Below are 20,477 nucleotides of genomic sequence, written 5' to 3'. Positions count from 1 at the left end.
TGGATCAGTTGACGTTGACAGGCATGTTTTCATGGCTTTCACCCAGCCACTTTTTCTGCAAGCGATACATCTCGCCGTTCTTGCGCAACTCGAGCAGTGCATCGTCGACCATCTTCAACACACCGGTATTGCCTTTGGCGACAGCCCAGGCCAGATAAGTCGGCTCGCCAATCGGCTGGCCGACGACAAACATATCGCCGCGTTCCTTGACCAAAGAGATCAACGACAGGTCGGTATTGGCGACCGCATCCAGGCGACCGTTGGCCAGGTCCTGATACGCCTCTGGATAACCGTGATATTCGACGATCTCTTTAAGGCCTTTGCCTTTGGCCTTGAGTTTTGCATCGAAATCCTTCAAATCGGTGAGCATCGCGCTGCCGGTTTCACCGCCCACGGTTTTACCGATCAAATCCTCAGGCTTGAGAATTGCACTGCCTTTTTTGGTGGCGAAATAGGTTGTGGTCTGTGCCGTTGGAGAGGTGAAATCGAAGGTCGGCTTGCGCGCGGCAGTAACCAGTACCGCCGACAGCGCCATGTCGTACTTGCCCGTGGTCACACCTGGCAAAATCCCCGCCCATGGCAGCACTTGCTGACGAATCTTCACACCGGACGATTTTTCCACCAACGCCAGCAGCTCATTGTCGTAACCCGTTGCCTTGCCCTCTTCCATGAACTCGAAAGGACGGTAGTCATCCTCGGTGGCCACCAGCAGATAACCACGGCTTTTGACCTCGTCGATCGTGGCCGCATGACTCATGGAGGTATTGGCCAATGCAGCGGTCATCGCCATCGCCAATACCAATAACGGCTTACTGATACGCATCCGACGCTTGAGGTTGTGCAGTAGAGCAGTCATGGAATTTCCTTACTGAATCCGTTTGAGATCGGTCCATTCAGATGGTCCGGGCTGACAGCGCCAAAAGCGCTCCGATCGAACAAAGCAAGTGGCATGCCACATATTATCTTCTGACCTGAGGCCCTGAACGCGGGGATGGACGCATGTTTGCCACGATGCGTCAGTCGACTCTGTCCGTGACCTTGGACATAGGCGCACCAAAATAACCCAGGTCATATGTGGTATGCCTCTCAAATGCACAGTAAAAAGCAGGGATTTTTTAACATTTACACGACGATAGCGCGGATTGAGGACAGTTAATTTTCTGTAGAAAATCTTATAAGCCATTGTTTTTAAAAAACAACAAACAAACTAAGTTCTTGGCTTGTGCTCATCAAAACACCCACAAATAAAATATTGAGGGGTATAACCCATACTTCACATATCGCTTTATTTTTCGTTAGACCCTTGTTTTATAACGGCTTTGTCGTCACCCACTTTTATCGGCACGTTTTTGGCTTGAAGCAAGCACAGCCTCCCAATCCTGACCAGAGATTCTCATGACCAAGCACCTGACAACGGCTCAAGTCGAACACTTCCAACAACATGGTTACGCCTTTGCGTTTCGGGCGATGAGCCGCGAAGACGCCGCGCAATACCGGGCACACATTGAAGCTTATGAAGCGCATGTGGGAGAAGATGCTAACCGTTCGCTGAAAATCAAAGCCCACCTTGCATCACCGGCCTTCGTCGAACTGGCACGTAATCCGCGAATTCTCGACGCCGTCGAAGATTTGATCGGCCCGGACATCCTGCTGTTTGGGGCCTCGGTGTTTGCCAAGAACGCCAACGATCCACGCTATGTGTCGTGGCATCAGGATTCGACCTATTTCGGTCTGACGCCCCATGAGGAAGTCACGGTATGGGTCGGGTTCACCGACGCGACGTCGGAAAATGGCTGCCTGCGCATACTGCCTGACTCACACCGTGAGGCTGACTATCAACACCAGGAAACTTTCGCCAAAGACAATATGCTCGCCAAGGGCCAGGTGCTGATTGGAGTGGATGACAGCCAAGGGCTGGAGATGCCATTGCAGGCCGGTGAGTTTTCCATCCACCACGAGCGCACAGCCCACAGTTCGCGATGCAACACCACCGATGATCGGCGCATCGGCTTTGCTTTCTTTTACATTCCAACCCATGTGACCTCGACCATGGGTCGACGCCGCGCAACGCTGGTTCGCGGGGAAGATCGCTTTGGTCATTGGGACGCAGAAACGCTGCCCACCTGCGACTACGACGAGGCCGCGATGGAGCAGTTGCATCAAGCGTGGGGGCAATATCGGGATGGCGAAGTCAAGGGCGGCTGAGCAAGCCACCGAGGTTGAGCAAACAGGAGCGTTGCGCGGCGTCACGCGCTCTGCGTCATATCGACCGCAAAATGCGTGACCCGCCAGGCTACACCAGCAACAGCAATGACCCGCCGTAGACCACCGCGCCAACCAAAAACGTTGCGAACGTGAAGCCCAACACGCGCTGCACACCAACACCGGCCATCGCCACTACTGGCGCTGCCCAGAAAGGCTGCAGCATGTTGGAAACCTGCTCACCCATGGCAACAGCCATGGTGGTCGCTGGCAATGAAGCGTGCAGCGTGACCGCAGCCGGGATCACGAACGGTCCCTGTACCGCCCAGTGACCGCCGCCGCTTGGGATCAGAAACGTCACCACCAACGAACAAACGTAACTCCAGAATGGCAGCGTGTGCTCGTTGGAAATGGCCACGAACGAATTGGAGATCACGCCCGGCAGACCAGTGGCTTCCATGATGCCCATCAGACCGCCATACAACGGGTATTGCAGCATCATCGAACCGCTTTGCCTGGCGGCATTCTTCACCGCATTGGCATAGGCCAATGGATAACGATGCAGCAGGATACCGGCGGTGAACATCACGAAAATCACCGCGTTGACACCGGCAAATTGCAACTGCCCAAAATAGGCGAAGACCATCACCGCAATCCCGCCCGCCCCCATCAACACGCTGCCCAGCCATGAATACTCCAGGCGCTGGGCGAAGGTCCATGGCCCTTCTGGCTTGCTTTGCGGTACTGGGTCTGGATGTTTACTGATGTCCAGGGCAATGACGTCATCGCCGCGTGGACGCAAGACGGCCAACACGAACGGAATGACCAGCACCATGATCAGATTGGGCACTAGATTAAACGGTGCGAACACCATGTCGCCCAGCCCCAGGACCTGCCCCGTGACTTTCTCTACCACGTTCATCGGGCTGCCTGCCGTGGATTGCGCGAGTACGATCGAGCTTGAAAGACCGCCCGCCCAGACTACCCAACCGGAAAACCCCGCCGCGACGATCCAGGCGAAATCGACGTGCATGCGCTTGGCAATTTCCCGCGCCAGCAGCGCACTCATCACCAGCCCAAAGCCCCAGTTGAAAAACGAGGTCACGGCGACGCTGACAAAAATCAGCGCACCGGCCTGCGCAGGGGTTCGCGCCAGACTGATGAGACGGGTGAAGAAGCGCTGCACAATCGGCGCATGGGCCAATGCGTGACCCAGTACCAGCACCAGGGTGATCTGCAAGGCAAAGGTGAAAATATTGAAGAAACCCTTGTACCAGCCAGACAAGATATTGGTCATGGAGGCCTGCGGCCCCCAGATCAGCGCCGCGAGGGCGATCAGGAAGGTGAGGAATACCGCAAGCACGAACGGATCAGGGATGGTGCGTTCGAATACCCGGATCGTGTTGTCCGTGAGCCGAGTGCGCAGGCTCCGGGATTTGCTGAGCGCGACAGTCATTCGGGCATCCTCCGCGCAAAGCGTGATACGCCCAGGTGTTGCACCGTGTTGATTGGCATGACGTAAATCCTATTGTGATTGTTATGGACAGAAACAGGTGGGCGCTCTGGGCGCCCTGTTAACAGCAGTGACTGGGTTTACAACAACGCGCCACAATCGCGCAGACCACTGATTTGCTCGTTAGTGAAGCCGTGAGCAAGCAGCACGTCATCAGAATGCTGACCGAACGCAGGTGCCGCAAACGGCTGCGGGCCTGGGGTGCGGCCATAGCGAATCGACCGGGTAAAACCCCGGTAATGCCCCACCACCGGGTGCTGGTAATCCGCGATCAGGTCTTCGGCCTGGCTTTGCGGATGGTCGAACATGTCTTCGACACGCCGCGCAGCGGCACAGGGCACGGTGTCGCCAAACTCGACTTCCCATTCCAGGGCGGTACGCGCCTGCAAGGCTGCGTGCAATTGCGGCACGATGACCGCCTGCTGTTCGGCACGCTTGCGCACCGTGTCGTAGCGCTCATCGAGCAAGTTCAACAGCCCGGTCTTCTCGCACAACGCTTGCCAGAAGTGCGGCGTATTCGCCGACAAATAGAGGTGGCCTTCGCGTGTTGGGTGGATGCCCGTGATACCGCCAGAACGCATGTCGCGGTCCATCTCGGCGGGTTCGCCCTCGGCCCAGATCAATCGCGCCGACTGCATGGTCAACGCGCTGCGCAACAGCGACACGCCGACGTATTGCCCCTCTCCGGTTTTCTCCCGCTCGAACAACGCCGACGCTACGCCGCCCGCGACCAGCGCTGCCGCGTAGTAATCCACCACCGAGCCGTACAGCACTTCTGGTGGTCCGCCGGCCTTGCCTTGCGCGGCGCACATGCCCGTCATGGTTTGCAGCACCTGGTCATATCCCGCTTTGTCTTTCAGCGGGCCGTTTTCGCCATAACCTGTCACCGCGCAATAAATCAAACGCGGATTCAATGCTTTGAGCTGGTCATAACCAATGCCCAGCCGGTCCGGCACGCTGGGGCGAAAGTTATGCACCAGCACATCGGCATCGCGGACCAACGCATACAGCGTTTCCAATCCTTCAGCGCGTTTGAGGTCGAGCACAACGCCCAACTTGCTGCGATTGACCCCGAGAAACGCGCGGCTTTCACTGGTGAGGGTTGACGGGTATTTGCGCAAGTTGTCGCCGGTCGGCGGTTCGATCTTGATCACTTCGGCGCCTTGATCGGCGAGCAGCGAGCAGCCATAGGGCCCGGCGATATAGGCGCTCAGATCAAGCACCTTGATCCCGCTCAGGGGGCCAATCGGCCCAGTGCGGTCCAGGCATGACGAGGGTGTGAGGTGCTCACTCATGAAAATATCTCCGCAGCGCTTTTTATTCGAATGGCGCCAGACGCTCCCGCAGGATGACGACAAGGCGCAGCATTGAAGTAAAGTCTGAGGCTCCGAACAGGAGATTAAAAATAGTTTTCAATAGCTTCAGAGTGAAATAAAAATGGATTTATCGCCCTAGCGCTCGTTGACCTCGTAAAGCACCTCGCAGAATGCGTGGATGAGCTTGACCTTCGCCGAATTGCGTTTCCATAACAGCCCAATCGGGCGTCGCAATCCCGCACCGGGCAGAGGCAGTTGCGCCAGAGCGTCAAGGTTGGCATGCAACGGTTGCCAACGGGGCACCAGCGACACACCGAGCCCGCCGCCGACCATCGCGGCGATAGCGTCCAGTGTGTCGATCTCGAAACGCTCGCGAGGGACGATACCGGCCTCCATCAGGTAACGATCAGCGAGCAAGCCGCCCCAGGAACGGCGGTGATAACGAATGAACGGCTCGCTGGTCAGCACCTGATGCGCATCGCGGCCCGTCAATTGCGCTGGGGCCAGCACGATAAACGGCTCATCGTGCAACGGTCGCCAAGTGAACTCCTTCGGCAGCTCAAAGGCCGGTCGCACCATCAGCGCCACATCGATGTCCCCTGTCACCACCTTGCGATACAGCTCGGTGGAAACCGCCGGTTCAAGGTGTGAATGCAGATGCTTGTGGCGCTCGATCAGCGTCGCCAGCACGCGCGGCACCAAATACGCCAGCGCCGTGGAAATGCAGCCGATGCGCAGGTCCCCGGCGATGACGTCCAGCGCGGCAATGGCGCTCAAGTCTCGCGTGCGGCGTACCAGTTCATCGGCCGGTTCGATCAACGCCAGCCCCGCCGCAGTGGCCTGCATGTTGCGCCCGGCACGGGTCAGCAACGTCGCGCCGATTTCGTGCTCCAGCGCCTTGATGCGTTGCGCGACGGCGGTCGGCGTGAGGTTAAGCGCACGCGCGGCGGCAGCGGTTGATCCCAGGCGCGCAACCTGGAGAAAACTTTCGAGGTATCGGGTATCCATAGTGAATATTTTTTGGACTCTAATTCAAGTAATACTCACTTTAGTTATCTTCCTGCGGTTTGCAATATAGATCCCGCCGCGCCGCACTGACGTGGCCTATAAGAAAAACACCGAGGATCGTCAATGCGCAGCAAACTCTTCGTGCCCGGATCGCGCCCCGAACTCTTCGCCAAGGCGTTGGCTTCACGGGCAGATGCCGTCAGTTTCGATCTGGAAGATGCCGTCGACCCGACAGCGAAAGACAGCGCCCGCCAGCAACTCTCCGACTTTCTGCGCACCCTGCAGCCAACGAGCAAGACCGTGGTGGTGCGGGTCAACGATCAATCCTCGGCGCATTATGAAAAAGATCTGATGGCACTGGTCGGTACCGCGATGCAGGTCATCAACCTGCCAAAGGTGGAGTCTGCCGAACAGATCCATGCCCTGGCGCTGCGCCTCGACCAACTGGAAGCACAGCACGGCATCACTCAACCGATTGCGATTCTGGCAACCATCGAGTCACCCAAAGGGCTGCGTAATGCGGCGGCCATCGCGGCCGCCAGCCCTCGTGTCAACGGCCTGCAATTGGGGCTGGCTGATTTGCTGGAACCGTTGGGCATTGATCGCAAGGATCGGTGGGCGCTGCATCAAATCCGCCTGAATCTGCGTCTGGCAGCGGGTGAAGCGGGCGTGGCGACTTATGACTCAGCGTTCGCCCGAGTCAACGACCCCGAGGGTTTCGCCGCAGAAGCGAAAACCGCGCGGCAACTGGGTTATGTCGGTAAATCGTGTATCCACCCCACCCAGATCGACTTGGCCAACCAGGCATTTGTCCCGGATGCGGGGCAGATCGCCCACGCATTGCGGGTTGTCGAGGCTGCGGCAAAAGCCGAAGCGGCGGGCATCGGCGCTTATCTGGTCGATGGCCAGATGGTCGACGGGCCGTTCGTGCGTAGCGCCCAGACAGTGCTGGCGCAAGCACGCAACGCGGGTCTGGTGGATTAACCGGCGCCACGTCGAGCACGACCAACGCACCCCATCAAAACTGCGATGATCGGCATGGGTGGCGCCACCTGCACGAAGATCGGCGGGGCGATCACGGTAATGCTGGCATTGCTGCTGTTCTCACAATTGCCTGCCGTCTGACTCGGAGCCTGAACCATGCCCCTTACACTCGTTCCCCATTCGTTGTGTGTTGAACCGCCGAAACTCGTATTACCGACCAACGCCTGTGATGCCCATCTGCATATCCTCGATGCCCGGTTTGCACCGGCCATCGAGGGCGCCCCGACCCCTGCCAATATGACGTGGAGCGACTACCAACTGTTGCAGCAGCATCTGGGCTGCAGCCGAGCGGTAATTGTCCAGGCCAAGCACTATGGCTTCGATAACGCCTGCCTGCTGGATGCCATTGCACGCAGCAACGGACAAGCGCGAGGCATCGCGGTGGTCGCTCCCGACATCAGCGACACCGAGCTTGAGCACCTCGACAAAGGCGGCATTCGCGGTTTGCGTTTCAGCCTGTGGAACAGCGCCAATGCCGTCGCCAGTTGGGAAACCCTCGCACCGTTGACCGCACGCATCGCCGAATTCGGCTGGCACATCCAACTGCACGCGGCGGCTGATCAGTTGATCGCCCACGAACGGTTGATCGACCGCCTGCCGACGCCGCTGGTGATTGATCACATGGGGCGCTTGCCACCGCAACGGGGCCTGCGACACCCTGCAGCGCAACTGCTACGCCGCTGGCTGGACGAAGGACAAACCTGGATCAAGCTGTCAGGCGCGTATCTGAACAGCGACAGCGGCGCCCCCGACTACGTGCCAACCCTGACAACCGCACAGCAACTGGTGACATGGGCGCCAGAAAGGCTGTTCTGGGGCAGCGACTGGCCACACGTCACCGAACAGCACAAGCCCGACGATGCCCATCTGGTCAATCTGCTGAGCCTATGGGCCGGCGAGCACTGGCAAAAAATCCTCGTCGACAATCCGGCCAAATTCTATGGTTTCGCCGAGGTTGAAGAGCGTTAAACCAACAGACTTACCCCTAAAAACAACAAATAACCGCTGGAGTGCTCATGCCTTACATGATCGATAGACGCCGCCTGCTCGGCGCAATGACCTGCCTGGCGCTGATGCCGGCCTTTTCATTCGCTGAGGATAAAAAAACTGCCGCAGATTCGACCCAGCCCACTGCCAGAACGATTGCAGAGCAATTGGCCGACTATGTAGCGACGACTCAGTACAGCAACCTGGCGGCAGATATCGTCGAACGGGTGAAGGCGCATTTCATCGACGCCATGGGCTGCGCCATCGGAGCGCTCAACCAACCGCAAGTGCAAAAGGTGCGAAACGTGGCGCTGGCCGTGCCGGGCGGGGTGTCTACCCTGATCGGCACGACCCACAAAACCAGCATGGATTTGGCCTCGTTCGCCAACGGTGCCGCGGTCCGCTATTTCGATCTCAACGACTCGTATACCGGTAAAGAGGTCGGCCACCCCAGCGATAACATCACGCCATGCCTGGCCGTCGCCGAAGCGGAAAAACGCTCTGGCCAGGATTTGATTCTGGCCATTGCATTGGCCTATGAAATTGATTGCCGATTGCTCGATACCGTGCAGATCAGCGCCCGAGGCTGGGATCATCCCAACTTCAGCTTGCCCGCCGCTGCGCTGGCGGCAGGCAAGCTGATGAATCTCTCGTATCAACAACTGACCGAAGCGGTCAACCTGTCCCTCGCCGGGCATCTGGCGATGAACCAGACCCGCTTGCAGGTGTTGTCGAACTGGAAAGGCCTCGCGGACGCCGAGGCCGGACGCAACGCGGTTTTTGCCGACCAGTTAGCCCGCGCCGGGCTGACTGGGCCGGGCCCCGCTTTCGAGGGCAATGCAGGTTTTTTCAAACAGGTGTCAGGCCCGTTCACGCTGGACACCGAGCAATTCGGCGGCCGCGCAGGCAGCTTCAAAATCGCTGAATGCCAGATCAAGCCTTACCCTGCACAAGCGCTTCTGCAAACCGCGATTGCCGCCGCGGCCAAGGTCGGCAAAGCTATTGAGGACACTTGGGCGGTGAAATCAATCGTGGTCGCGACTTCTCATGTCGGCCATCAGTACGCTGCGGAATCACCCGAGAAATTCGCCCCCAAAACCCGTGAAACAGCCGACCACAGCCTGCCCTACATCGTGGTACGGGCCATGCTTGATCAGCAGATCAATGATGCCAGTTACTCCGATGCGGCCCTGCAAGATCCTCGACTGATCGCCCTGCTCAAAAAGCTCACAGTCGAAGAGGATGAGGCGCTGACCAAGATGACGCCGCAACGCCTGCCAAACCGCGTGACCGTCACCCTTGAAGACGGTCGCGTCATTACTGAGCAGGTGGATGATCTTCCGGGTTTCGGCGGCAAGCCCCTTACCCGTGAGGGTACCGAAGAAAAATTCCTGAGATCGGTCAACGGCGTCTGGTCAGAAAAACAAGCGCGAGCATTTTTCGATGTGGCCTGGAGGCTTGAACAACAGCATGACCTCAAGAGCCTGTTCAAGCACATGCTGGCGTAGAAATGTTCGCCCTCCAATCAGAGAGTCGGGCCTCCAGGCAAGGGCTGGGCGCCGTACCCTGGGGCTCACTTGCCGCCAGTGACATCGAGGAACGTGCCGGTGATGAAGGACGCCTCGGCGCTTGCCAGCCATAGGATCGCCCGCGCAACCTCCTCAGGCTGGCCACCTCGCCCCATAGGGATCGAGTCCTTGACGCGGTCGACACGCCCCGGCTCTCCGCCGCTGGCATGCATGTCCGTGTAGATGTGCCCAGGGCGAATGCAGTTGACGCGAATCCCATCACGCGCGACTTCTTTGGCAAAACCGACAGTGAACGTCTCAAGCGCGCCCTTGGACGCAGCGTAGTCGACATACTCGTTGGGACTGCCGAGCCGGGCCGATGCCGAGGAGATGTTGATCACGCAGCCGCCCCGACCATTGTGACGATACGACATCCGCTTGATCGCCTGCTGTGAACAGAGGATAGGGCCTATCGAGTTGACCGCGAACATACGCCGCATCCGCTCGAAGCCGAGGTCCTCTAGCCGGGACTGCCGCGCAATGATCGCGGCGTTATTAACCAGGACATCGATCCGACCGAACTCCCGGTCTATCGCGGCAAATAAATGCGCAACCTGCTCGGGATCGGCGCTGTCTGCGCGCACGGCTAAAGCCCGGCGCCCAAGGGCGTTTACATCAGCCACCACGGCAAGGGCGGCGGCCTCGTTGGAGACGAAACTAATCGCCACATCGTAGCCTCGTGCGCCAGCCAGGCGCGCAGTCGCCGCGCCGACGCCACGACTTCCGCCCGTTATCAGAATTAGCGGTGCCTGCAGGACGGTATCCATTCAACGAACCTCATGGGGTAGTGGGACAAAAAACAGGGTTGAACGACCCGCGCAGGAGTCGCGCCATCTGCACGCACGTACGATCGGCCTGGGCCTAAAGATGCAGCGTTGATCATTGAATGACCGCAAATCGTGTTGCCCAATGCTTGCGACCGTCAGCCGATGATGATCGTGCCGAGGGCGATCACCGCGCACGCCAGCATCTTTCGAACAGTCAGCGTCTCGCCCAGAAAAAAGTAACCCATCAACGCCGCAAACAACACGCTGGTTTCGCGCAGTGCCGATACCGCGCCCATTGGCGCACCGGACATGGCATAGATGACGATTCCATAGGCCAGAAGAGAGACCAGCCCACCGATGAAGGCCGTGATGAATCCAGGCCTGGGGGTCAATAAACTGTTCGCGCCGCGCAGGCCGATGTACACCAGCGGCATCAATACGCCCCACAAGGCGCACATCCAGGCCGTGTACGCCATCGGGGCGCCGGATAGGCGCACGCCGATGCCGTCTGTCACGCTATAAGCGGCAATGAAACATCCGGTTCCCAAGGCATATGGCAGGCTGGGAACGGCAAGCCTGCATCTTTCGAAGGCCAGCGAAATGATCCCGCCTGACACCAGTGCGATGCCAAGCAGAGCACCCACCGCTATCCTTTCCCCAGCAAATACCGATGCGAAGAGGGTGATCAGGATAGGCGAGGAGCCTCGTGAAACAGGATAGGTTTGCCCGAGGTCTCCAACCCGATAGCTGCGCACCAGGAACAGGTTATAGCCAACGTGCAGGACCGCTGAAAGTACGGCATAGAACCAGCTGGCTTTCGCCGGTGGCGCCAGGAACAAGGCTGCCACTGCGCTGGCGATTGCTACCGCCATGCACATGACGGTCATCGACCAAAGCCTGTCGGCCCCGCCGCGCAGGAGCGTATTCCAGCTTGCATGCAGCAGAGCGGCGATGAGCACTAATAAAACGATGTGAAAAGGCATACGCCATGCTAGGTAACCCGGCACCTTAACTAAAGCGAAGTCTCTTCATCATAGAATGAGCAAATCCTCATGCTTCATTCATATGCCAGCTGGGCTTTCATGGCTTCCTGAATCAGCCAACGGCGAAAGCTGGCGATGTGAGGCTGGGATTCGATGCCCTTGGGGCAGACAAAATAGTAAGCGACCGGGGATGGGAACGGCACATCGAACAGCCTGACCAGGCTCCCATCACTGATTTCTGTTTCTACATGCCCGCTGCGAGCTAACGCTATTCCCTGGCCTAACAATGCCGCTTCGACAGTCATGTTGGTGTCCGCAAATCTGACACTTTCCTTGAGGGGCGAAATCCCCAGCCCGACGTGTTGAAACCAGATCTCCCACTTTGGCACCAAGTCTGATCCGTCCCGTGTAAGCAACGGGTAGCGCAATAATTCGGCAGGTTTGCGCGGCATCCCGAAGCGACTTAACAGATCAGGGCTTGCAACCGGAAAAATGTGTTCCCTGAACATGAACTCCGAGAAGAGGGCTGGATAATTCCCCGTGCCCAAACGGATCGCCACATCGGCCTCCCCGCTTGAGAATTTGATGGCTTTGTCAGTGGTGTCCAGCGTCACTAATATCTCAGGGTGCTGCTGGGACAGGCTCGGTAATCTTGGAAGCAGCCATTTGAGCGCGAAAGAATAGGTCGTACTGACTTTAAGTCGAACCCTGCCCTTTTGCTCTCTCAGATCAGACAGTGTGGCCTCAAGATTCATGAAGAACTCCCGCACAATTGGTGCAAGAGCTGCCCCGGCGGGTGTCAGGCTCAATGACTTGCCCCGCTGAAACAACTGCAGTCCCCAGATCTCTTCGAGGTTCTTCAACTGATGACTGACTGCGCTTTGGGTGACATGCAGCTCTTCGGAGGCGGAGGTAAATGTTGCGTGCCGTGTCGCAACCTCAAAGGCGCGCAATGTGGCGGTGGGAGGCAGATCTCTCATGGCACCCTTTCTCGGCGGGCATTTAAAAACCGCCTTTCATGAATGGAAGCTCATGGTAGAGCATTCTATTCATTTGCCAAAAGATGGGCGACTCTCAAGCCCGCCTGCCCACTTCCATGGCACCTGGTTCAAATCACAAAATATGAGCCGCAGCTGCCAGGCGTCGTCGCCAATCAGCTCCCGGTTAAATTTGAACGATATTGGGGTGAACTTAAGAGGCCGTTATCCATACATAAGATAAGAGATAGCACTTATGACCCCTCCCTGATGGAGGTCGTCATCGGCAACCCAGGTATAGACGTCAAAAAGGTTTCCCGGAATGCGATTGACGACTGAACCCCAGCAGCAGTCGGTTTCTTACATGCACACGCCTACGGCACCAAGCCGGATGAGCGTGCTATGACGACTGTCCTGATCATCGACGACGAATATCTGATCGTCGACATTTTGAGCTACGCGCTGGAAGACGAAGGTTATCTGACGGTCAAGGCGGCAAGCGCGCAAAAGGCTCTCGACATTCTTGACCGGGAACGCCCGCAGTTGATCATCACCGACTACATGATGCCGGGGATGAACGGCATCCAACTGGCTGAGCAGATTCGGCAACGGCCAGGCATGCACGCTACACCGATTATATTGATGAGTGGCGCGCAAGCTGCCCTGGGCAAAGCCAGACCGGATTTATTTTCCGACGTATTGGAAAAACCCTTTGAGATAGTCCATGTGCTGGCGGCGGTAAGGCGGCAGGTGAACTGAGCCTGCGCTCGGTCTATGGGAGATCACCCGTCGTGCAGCAAACACTTGACCTACAGATAACCTTTTTTATTCAGTTAGTTATGTTGTGTTTGATGAGAGTGGTGATCAAGTCGTCAGGTGACGAGCGTCAGTCAGCAAACTATCTCTGCCCCGCAACTCGTCACCCTCAGCCTACCGATCACTGCATGTGCATGGCTTCATGCTCAGGCGCATTCAGTGCCCGGGCGGTGGCATTGACTTCGATTGATTCCTGCTCGCCCTTGGCGTTTTCAACGACGAGGGTGAGCGGCACTTGATCGCCCTCTTTGATCTGCCCCACCAGATTGATCAGCATGACGTGGTAGCCGTTGGGCTCGATCTGTACGGTTTTACCGGCCGGCAGCGTGACGTCGGCGACTTCCTTCATGCTCATGACGTCATTGATCATGCTCGATTGGTGGATCTGCACAATGTTGGCGGCCGGGGATTTCACCTTGATCAGCTTGCTGTCGGTCGTCGAGGTGATGTGCATGAAGGCGCCGGTCGAAGCCTGCTGTGCCACCGTCGCGCGGACCCAGGCGTCTTCAACGGTGACCTGCGCCGAGGCATGAACGCTGAACCCTAGCAACGCAGCCAGGGCCACTGTGTGACTGATCGATTTGAAGATTTTGGTGCTCATCAGCACACCTCCATGACGGTGAGCAGGTCTTCTGCGCACTGTTTTGCGGAAAGGGACGGTGACAGACCGAGGCGCAGGTTGCCGCGGGAGTCGTAGACGAAACTGGTAGCGGAGTGGGACATGGTGTACGTGTCGCCGATGGGAACTTTTTCGTAGAACACGCCGAACTCTTTGGCGGTGGCGGCGGTTTCTTCGAGCGTACCGGACAGTGCCACAAAACTTGAGTCAAACTGCTTGACGTATGCGTCGATGATCGCCGGGGTGTCGCGCTCAGGGTCAAGGGTGATGAAAATCACCTGGAGCGTGTCGCCGTCCGGCCCCATCAACTTCTTGGCCTGAACCGCTCGGGCCAGTGCCGTCGGGCACACCGCCGGGCATTGGGTGAAACCGAAAAACACCATCGGCATCAAGCCCCGGTAACTCGACAGCGTCTTCACGTTGCCTTGTGAATCCTTGAGTTTGAAGGTTCGGCCAAGGATTTTATTACTCAGGTCTTTGCCATATTTGAACGACAGGGCGCTGGTCGAGCCATCGCAGCCTGCGAGCAGGCCCAGGCTAAGCAGGCTCATGCCGGCAAGCACCTGGCGACGGGTCAATAACTTACTCATTTGTACCTTCCTCTCGCGCAAGCCATTGGGCATCGTTGCGCGGGTCAGTCACGGGTATGTATCACAGCGAACGCCTGGGCAGACGCGGCAAGTGCCGCATTGCAGGGCTCGACTGAGCTATAAATCGATGAGCATCACACGCCCGTTCAGGGAGCCTGCGGGAGAAGTCCGGGAATGGCATGACGCGGAGTTCGTTTGCGAAACGCGTAGGCAGTGTGCAAGCGCGGGCGCAAAGCGCGTATCAGCCAGCCCAGGGCGATGAAGAAAATCATCGACAGCGCCAGGGTGCTGGCAAAGGCGCAGTTGTCCATGGCGAGCTTCATTAACCCTGCATGGTCGCCCATGCCGTCCACGCCCATGCCCATGCCCATGCCCACGTTGACCTCTGGCTCATGATGCTGGCCACACACCGGCGACTGCACCACGTTGGCGAATGCACCGAGCATCTGCCCATGGCTGATGCTGCACGCAAGCCCATTGAACAAGATGAAGCCGTAAAGCATCCAGGCAATGAGCGATTGGTGGGTTCGGACGAATTTCATGGGCGCAGAATTTAACATTCCACGCTTCCCAGGACACGGCACAAACGACTTATAACCCTGCGGCAAAATGGCACAGGGTGGCTTATTGGAGGAATCCCCCTGCCCCGTAACTCACGCAGTCCAAGCCTACGACCGGCAGAGAGCGACTCAAACCGGTCGTTTGGGGGGACTGGCAACTAACGACCGTCAGATCAGACCGGCACGTCGCCCTGAATCGTCGTGCGGTGCATACGCCGACGCAGGTGGCTAGGGCAACCCGTCGCCAGATGGATCAGCGCGCGGTTATCCCAGAACAACATGTCATTGGGTTGCCACTGATGGCGATAGATGAACTCAGGTTTGATGCTGTGAGCGTAAAGCTCGGCGAGGACTTGCCTGCTCTCATCCTCGGGGAGGTCGAGTATATGAGTGGTGAAGTTCTCATTGACGAACAACCCTTTGCGCCCGGTTTCCGGGTGGGTGCGCACGACCGGATGCACCACGGGCTTGACTGCCGCCAATTGCGCTTGGGTCAGGGTTGGCCGACGGACGCCCTTGAACACCTCATCGGCGTAACGAGCCGTGTAGGAATGCACAGCGCGTTTGCCATCGATGCGTTGGCGTAACTCGGCTGGCAACGTTTCGTAGGCCAATTGCTGGCTGGCAAACAGGGTATCTCCACCTTCTGGCGGCAGCTCCTGTGCCAGCAACATGGCGCCCAGGCTAGGGAGTTCGACGTAGGAAAGATCCGAATGCCAGAACTTTCCAGCATCGCCCAGGCCAATCGGCTGGCCGTTCTCGACGATATTGGAAATGATGAAGACTTCCGGGTGATTGGCCAGCAGGAACTGCTTGAGCACATGTATTTGCAGCGTGCCAAAGTGACGACTGAAGTCGATCTGTTGCTCGGGGGTTATACGCTGGTCGCGCAAGATCAGCAGGCCATGATCAAGGTAGGCACGATGGATACGGGCTAAGTCGGCATCGTTCAGCGGACGGCTAAGGTCCAGCCCCAGGACTTCAGCGCCCAGTGCGGCGTCCAAGGGCCGGACATCGAAATGTTGTGACGGGTTGCGAGAGGGTGTAGCACTCAGGGATGCAGCTGGCATTACGGTCACTCCACACGTACGGCGCCCCAAGAGCGCCTGTTTAAAGGCAAAGCAGATCACTAGGCTTTCATTCGTGCGGCGCGTCGGTTGGCCGACAGGTACGCGTAAATTGACTCTATAGACATATCAATAGTGTGGACACTATCGCTTCTTTATAACCCTATGGCATTTCGAAATCGCGCCATTCACCGCCTCACTCACTTGTCGTGCGGTCAGCGCGTCAGGCCAGATAACGTCAGCGTGAGGTTCGGACGGCCGAATATCTCTGTGCTCAAACCCTACCCCCAGGGAATGAAAGAGAGATTGATCACGGTCAACACTCTGTGGATCGGCATCGCCTGCGCCTGACCGTACATCGGACGCGATCACCGTCATTGGCCCTGCTTGATACAGATCAAGCTCAAAATCCAGGCCAGCGGCAGGATCAGAGCAAACCGCAAGCGATAAACCCTGTGAACGCAAAGATCCCGCACGACGGCATTGACCGTCGACCCGCTGGATCGAGAGTATCTGCAAGGGAGACGGAGATGCCGCAAATAAACCGCATATTGGTCGCCACCGACCTTTCCGTACCGGCCCGCCACGCCGCTGAGCGCGCCGCGATGTTGAGCAAAGAGCTGCAAGCCTCGCTTGACTTGCTTTACGTGGCAAATCTCGCGCCTCTGGAGCGACTCGGACAAATGATGGCGCCTCAGGATGACTTGTTGCAGCGAGTGCTCGATGCGGCACGGGAGAAGCTCGAACAGCTGGGTGCCACGCTGTTGCAGCGTTACGACGTCGCTGGCGGTGTACGCGTCTTGCCAGGTTCCGTTCTCACGGAGCTGACAAGGCAAGTGGATGAGATGGCCATAAACCTGCTGGTTTGCGGCGCCAGGGGAGAGAGCGCAGTACGTCATTTGCTTTTGGGTTCGACCGCCCAAAGGCTGCTCAGTCACATGATTTGCCCTGTATTGGTGGTCAAGCAGACGCCGCGTCGCGAGTACCGCACGCTCCTTGTCCCGGTCGATTTTTCGCCGTCGTCGTTGCGTGCGATCAGGGACGCCCGAGCCATTGCACCGCACGCCGAAATCACTCTCCTGCATGTGTTTGACGCGCCCTTCGAAGGGGGTTTGCGCTTTGCCAATGTTGATGCCGATACGCTGGACCACTACCGGATCATCGCCAGGAAGGAGGCAACAGAAAAGCTTTATGCATTACGCGAGGAAGCCGGGCTGCCGCCTTATGCCACCCGGTTGGTAACCGTGCATGGCGACGCCTCTTGGCGCATTGTCGAACAGGAACAGGAGCTTGATTGCGACCTGATCGTGATGGGCAAGCATGGCCAAAGCGCACTCCAAGAGTTGTTGGTGGGTAGCGTCACCAAACATGTTCTGGCCGAATCTCAAAGTGACGTCCTTGTGTCGGTGTGACCCTGCCCCATGGCGCAAGGTTGTCGTAACGCTCCTAGCCCACGGAAGAGGCCTGCTCCCATGACAGCACCTTTTAACGCTCCGCCAGTCCCCCGCTCGCCAGCCTCCTGGCATACGCTCGCAGGCATAGACGTCGAGCATATGTTGCAGACCGGGCCGCAAGGTTTGCAGGATGCAGAAGCGCACAGCCGTATCGCTCAATATGGCCCGAACAAGTTGATTGCGCCCAAACGCCGTGGGCCGTTGCTTCGGCTGCTGGCGCAATTTCACAACATATTGCTTTACGTGATTATCGCTTCGGCATTCATCACGGCCCTCCTTGGGCATTGGGTCGATACCGGCGTACTGCTCGCCGCCGTGGTGATCAACGCAATCATTGGTTTTATCCAGGAAGGCAAGGCAGAGCGGGCGCTGCATGCCATTCGCGCCATGCTCGCCCCTCATGCAATGGTGGTTCGCAATGGCCTTCACCAAGAGATTGATGCCGCTGACCTGGTACCGGGTGATCGGGTTCTGCTGGCGTCCGGCGACCGGGTGCCCGCGGATTTACGACTTGTCAACGTCAGGGATTTACGCATTGAGGAGGCCGCGTTAACGGGTGAATCCCTGCCGGTTGAAAAAGGTATCGACGTCGTGCAGCTCGATGCTCCGCTGGGTGACCGCCACAACATGGCGTATTGCGGCACTGTCGTGATTTACGGCCAGGCGAGTGGCATCGTTGTTGAAACGGGCACCTCGACAGAGCTGGGGAAAATCAATCAGATGCTGGCCGATATCCAGAGCCTGGCCACTCCGTTGCTTCGCAAGGTGGATCGGTTCGGACGGATGCTGGCCGTGACCATTCTCGGCAGTTGCGTGGCGACCTTCGTGCTGGGCACGGTATGGCGCGGCCATCCACCGGCAGAGATGTTCATGATGGTCGTGGCGCTCGCCGCCTCGGCGATACCCGAAGGCCTGCCCGCCATCATGACCGTGACCCTGGCACTCGGCGTGCAACGCATGGCCCGACACAAGGCCATCATCCGTCGTCTGCCGGCCGTGGAAACGTTGGGCTCGGTAACCGTCATCTGCTCCGACAAGACCGGCACGCTGACCCGTAATGAAATGACCGTGCAACGTGTGGTGTGCGCCGGCCATGTGTTTGATCTCGGCGGTGTGGGTTATGCGCCAGTGGGCGATTGCAGCATTGATGGGCGCATCATTGATCCGGCCCATTACCCGGCGCTCTGCCTGGCGATCCGCACCGGCGTGCTCTGCAACGACGCTCACTTGCGCAGTGAAGACGGTCTATGGCACGTCGAAGGCGATCCCACCGAGGGAGCCCTGCTCGTGCTCGGCGGCAAGACCGGTTTGAGCGAAGATGCCTGGACACGACTGGACTCCATCCCTTTTGAGTCGCAACACCGCTTCATGGCCACGCACCATAGGGACGGCAATGGTCAGTCCTGGATATTCGTCAAAGGCGCCCCCGAACGCATTCTCGATATGTGCGACACACAGTTGAACCACGATGGCGAGCACCCGCTCGATGTCGATTATTGGCGCCGTATGATCACCGACACCGCAGCCCAGGGATTACGGCTGTTGGCGCTGGCGTGTAAACGTTCGACCCCATCGGGTGATCGCCTGACCTTTGAGGATACCGAGTCCGGCCAGACGCTACTGGCCCTGGTCGGTATTGTCGATCCGCCGCGAGAGGAAGCTATCAAGGCTGTTGGCGAATGCCATCATGCAGGGATCAGGGTAAAGATGATCACTGGCGACCATGCCGAGACCGCTCGGGCCATCGGAGCACAGCTCGCCATCGGCGTCGGCAAACCGACCATTACTGGCGCAGAAGTGGCCCTGATGAACGACGCAGCCCTGCGCCGGGTAGTCAATGAAGTGGATGTGTTTGCTCGAGCAAGCCCCGAACACAAGCTGCGTTTGGTGAACGCGCTACAGGACAATGGGCATATCGTGGCAATGACCGGCGACGGCGTAAACGACGCCCCCGCGCTCAAACGTGCGGATGTCGGCATAGCAATGGGCATGAAGGGTTCCGAGGCGGCCAAAGAGGCGGCCGACATGGTACTGGCCGACGACAATTTCGCGACCATCGCCACGGCCGTGCGCGAGGGCCGGGCGGTTTACGATAATTTGAAGAAATTCATCCTTTTCATGCTGCCCACCAATGGTGGCGAGGCGTTGGTAGTGATCGCGGCAATCCTCTTTGAACTGGCGCTGCCGCTCACCCCCGCCCAGGTATTGTGGATCAACATGGTCACCTCCAGCACCCTGGGCCTGGCGCTCGCCTTCGAACCGGCAGAGCACGGCCTGATGAAGCGTCCACCACGAGCACCGGGCGAAGCGCTGCTGTCGGGGTTCTTTATCTGGCGGATACTCATGGTTTCAGTACTGATGATGTGCGGCGCCATCGGCCTCTTTCTGTGGCAGTTGAGCGAAGGCGCCAGCCTCGAAACAGCACGTACCATGGCCGTCAACGCGGTAGTCGTTGCAGAAATGTTCTACCTGCTCAATACCCGGTCGCTTCTTGCTCCGGTCAGCAATCGTGAAGGGCTCACCGGCAACCGCTACGTATTGGTCGCTATCGCCACGTGCATCCTCCTGCAGTTCGTCTACACCCACAGCCAGATCATGCAGGATATTTTCGGCTCGACCGACTTGTCCCCGCTGGAGTGGGGGCAAGTCATCGGTGCGGGGCTGCTGGTGTACATCGTGGTGGAACTGGAGAAATGGGTGATCCGCACTACCCGCCTGGCTGAACGCCTGGGGTTGCGCAGCCAGCCATTGGACTTGCTGGCCAGCGGCGCAGATCGGTGAGTATGTTTGCCCATCGACACCTCCCTGGGCATGGCTCAATCGCAGATCGCTGGCTGGCGCCTGATCAGCGTCAGCGAGTGCTCTCTTTGCGGCCGGCGCGGGCCGTGCAGTAAAGCGCAAATAACATGCTGTGGGCGATTTCGACAGCGCGTCTGCCTGGGCTTGAACGCGAAGCCGAGTGGATATCTGCGCGAAGGTGATTATGCTTCAAGGGACCTTGCAGCA

General features: G+C 58.2%; 19 protein-coding genes. 7 read left to right on the top strand and 12 right to left on the bottom strand.

Annotated features, from left to right (window positions below):
- Positions 1-4: 4 nt before the first annotated feature.
- On the bottom strand, positions 5-856 hold the full coding sequence (locus tag VGC62_RS07000; RefSeq protein ID WP_331186344.1) for a transporter substrate-binding domain-containing protein: 852 nt from the start codon (positions 854-856) through the stop codon (positions 5-7).
- A 539-nt stretch (positions 857-1,395) separates the two neighbouring features.
- Here VGC62_RS07000 and VGC62_RS06995 point away from each other — a divergent pair.
- Entirely contained in the window at positions 1,396-2,205 is an 810-nt protein-coding gene (locus tag VGC62_RS06995; RefSeq protein ID WP_331186343.1) for a phytanoyl-CoA dioxygenase family protein, read from the top strand.
- 88 nt (positions 2,206-2,293) lie between these two features.
- On the opposite strand, the gene VGC62_RS06990 is transcribed toward VGC62_RS06995, so the two are convergent.
- From VGC62_RS06990 to VGC62_RS06980, 3 genes are all read right to left on the bottom strand, one after another.
- Positions 2,294-3,658, bottom strand: a complete 1,365-nt coding sequence (locus tag VGC62_RS06990) for a TIGR00366 family protein (protein WP_331186342.1) — start codon at positions 3,656-3,658, stop codon at positions 2,294-2,296.
- A 137-nt stretch (positions 3,659-3,795) separates the two neighbouring features.
- Positions 3,796-5,010: a CoA transferase gene (locus VGC62_RS06985; protein ID WP_331186341.1), complete on the bottom strand. Its 1,215-nt coding sequence runs from the start codon at positions 5,008-5,010 to the stop codon at positions 3,796-3,798.
- Positions 5,011-5,166: 156 nt separating this feature from the next.
- Positions 5,167-6,039 (bottom strand): LysR family transcriptional regulator, encoded by an 873-nt coding sequence (locus VGC62_RS06980; protein ID WP_331186340.1) that lies wholly within the window; start codon positions 6,037-6,039, stop codon positions 5,167-5,169.
- A 123-nt stretch (positions 6,040-6,162) separates the two neighbouring features.
- On the opposite strand from VGC62_RS06980, the gene VGC62_RS06975 reads away from it, so the two are divergent.
- Entirely contained in the window at positions 6,163-7,023 is an 861-nt protein-coding gene (locus VGC62_RS06975; RefSeq protein WP_331186339.1) for a CoA ester lyase, read from the top strand.
- On the opposite strand, the gene VGC62_RS06970 is transcribed toward VGC62_RS06975, so the two are convergent.
- Positions 7,020-7,181, bottom strand: coding sequence for a hypothetical protein (locus tag VGC62_RS06970; RefSeq protein WP_331186338.1), 162 nt, complete (start codon positions 7,179-7,181; stop codon positions 7,020-7,022). The genes VGC62_RS06975 and VGC62_RS06970 overlap by 4 nt on opposite strands.
- Here VGC62_RS06970 and VGC62_RS06965 point away from each other — a divergent pair.
- The gene (locus tag VGC62_RS06965; protein WP_331186337.1) at positions 7,180-8,052 is read left to right on the top strand and encodes an amidohydrolase family protein; all 873 of its coding nucleotides are present in this window, start codon (positions 7,180-7,182) and stop codon (positions 8,050-8,052) included. The two genes, VGC62_RS06970 and VGC62_RS06965, sit on opposite strands and share 2 nt — an antisense overlap.
- Before the next feature lie 47 nt (positions 8,053-8,099).
- Positions 8,100-9,578, top strand: coding sequence for an MmgE/PrpD family protein (locus tag VGC62_RS06960; protein WP_331186336.1), 1,479 nt, complete (start codon positions 8,100-8,102; stop codon positions 9,576-9,578).
- A gap of 65 nt (positions 9,579-9,643) precedes the next feature.
- On the opposite strand, the gene VGC62_RS06955 is transcribed toward VGC62_RS06960, so the two are convergent.
- From VGC62_RS06955 to gcvA, 3 genes are all read right to left on the bottom strand, one after another.
- Positions 9,644-10,405 carry an SDR family oxidoreductase gene (locus VGC62_RS06955; RefSeq protein WP_331186335.1) on the bottom strand — a complete coding sequence of 254 codons (762 nt, stop codon included), beginning with the start codon at positions 10,403-10,405 and terminating at the stop codon, positions 9,644-9,646.
- Between the two features lie 155 nt (positions 10,406-10,560).
- A complete protein-coding gene (locus VGC62_RS06950) occupies positions 10,561-11,388 on the bottom strand; it encodes a DMT family transporter (protein ID WP_331186334.1) in 828 nt (275 codons plus the stop codon).
- Between the two features lie 74 nt (positions 11,389-11,462).
- A complete protein-coding gene (gene gcvA / locus VGC62_RS06945) occupies positions 11,463-12,368 on the bottom strand; it encodes a transcriptional regulator GcvA (RefSeq protein ID WP_331186333.1) in 906 nt (301 codons plus the stop codon).
- Between the two features lie 399 nt (positions 12,369-12,767).
- Between gcvA and VGC62_RS06940 the strand changes: the two genes are divergently transcribed.
- On the top strand, positions 12,768-13,124 hold the full coding sequence (locus VGC62_RS06940) for a response regulator (RefSeq protein WP_331186332.1): 357 nt from the start codon (positions 12,768-12,770) through the stop codon (positions 13,122-13,124).
- A gap of 178 nt (positions 13,125-13,302) precedes the next feature.
- Here VGC62_RS06940 and VGC62_RS06935 read toward each other — a convergent pair whose 3' ends face one another.
- From VGC62_RS06935 to VGC62_RS06920, 4 genes are all read right to left on the bottom strand, one after another.
- The gene (locus tag VGC62_RS06935; protein WP_331186331.1) at positions 13,303-13,782 is read right to left on the bottom strand and encodes a copper chaperone PCu(A)C; all 480 of its coding nucleotides are present in this window, start codon (positions 13,780-13,782) and stop codon (positions 13,303-13,305) included.
- Positions 13,782-14,390, bottom strand: coding sequence for an SCO family protein (locus VGC62_RS06930; RefSeq protein WP_331186330.1), 609 nt, complete (start codon positions 14,388-14,390; stop codon positions 13,782-13,784). Before VGC62_RS06930 ends, VGC62_RS06935 begins: the two co-directional genes overlap by 1 nt.
- 146 nt (positions 14,391-14,536) lie before the next feature.
- Positions 14,537-14,932, bottom strand: coding sequence for a DUF2946 family protein (locus VGC62_RS06925; RefSeq protein WP_331186329.1), 396 nt, complete (start codon positions 14,930-14,932; stop codon positions 14,537-14,539).
- 191 nt (positions 14,933-15,123) lie between these two features.
- Positions 15,124-16,020: a TauD/TfdA family dioxygenase gene (locus VGC62_RS06920; protein WP_331186328.1), complete on the bottom strand. Its 897-nt coding sequence runs from the start codon at positions 16,018-16,020 to the stop codon at positions 15,124-15,126.
- 527 nt (positions 16,021-16,547) lie between these two features.
- On the opposite strand from VGC62_RS06920, the gene VGC62_RS06915 reads away from it, so the two are divergent.
- Both VGC62_RS06915 and VGC62_RS06910 read left to right on the top strand, forming a co-directional pair.
- Positions 16,548-17,429, top strand: a complete 882-nt coding sequence (locus VGC62_RS06915) for a universal stress protein (RefSeq protein WP_331186327.1) — start codon at positions 16,548-16,550, stop codon at positions 17,427-17,429.
- 60 nt (positions 17,430-17,489) lie between these two features.
- On the top strand, positions 17,490-20,252 hold the full coding sequence (locus tag VGC62_RS06910) for a cation-transporting P-type ATPase (protein ID WP_331186326.1): 2,763 nt from the start codon (positions 17,490-17,492) through the stop codon (positions 20,250-20,252).
- Positions 20,253-20,477: the final 225 nt, after the last annotated feature.

Origin of the sequence: Pseudomonas sp., assembly GCF_036404235.1 — a bacterium.
Lineage (GTDB): Bacteria > Pseudomonadota > Gammaproteobacteria > Pseudomonadales > Pseudomonadaceae > Aquipseudomonas.
The sequence above is the reverse complement of the archived record's forward strand: the minus strand, read 5'-3'. Positions and strand labels throughout refer to the sequence as shown.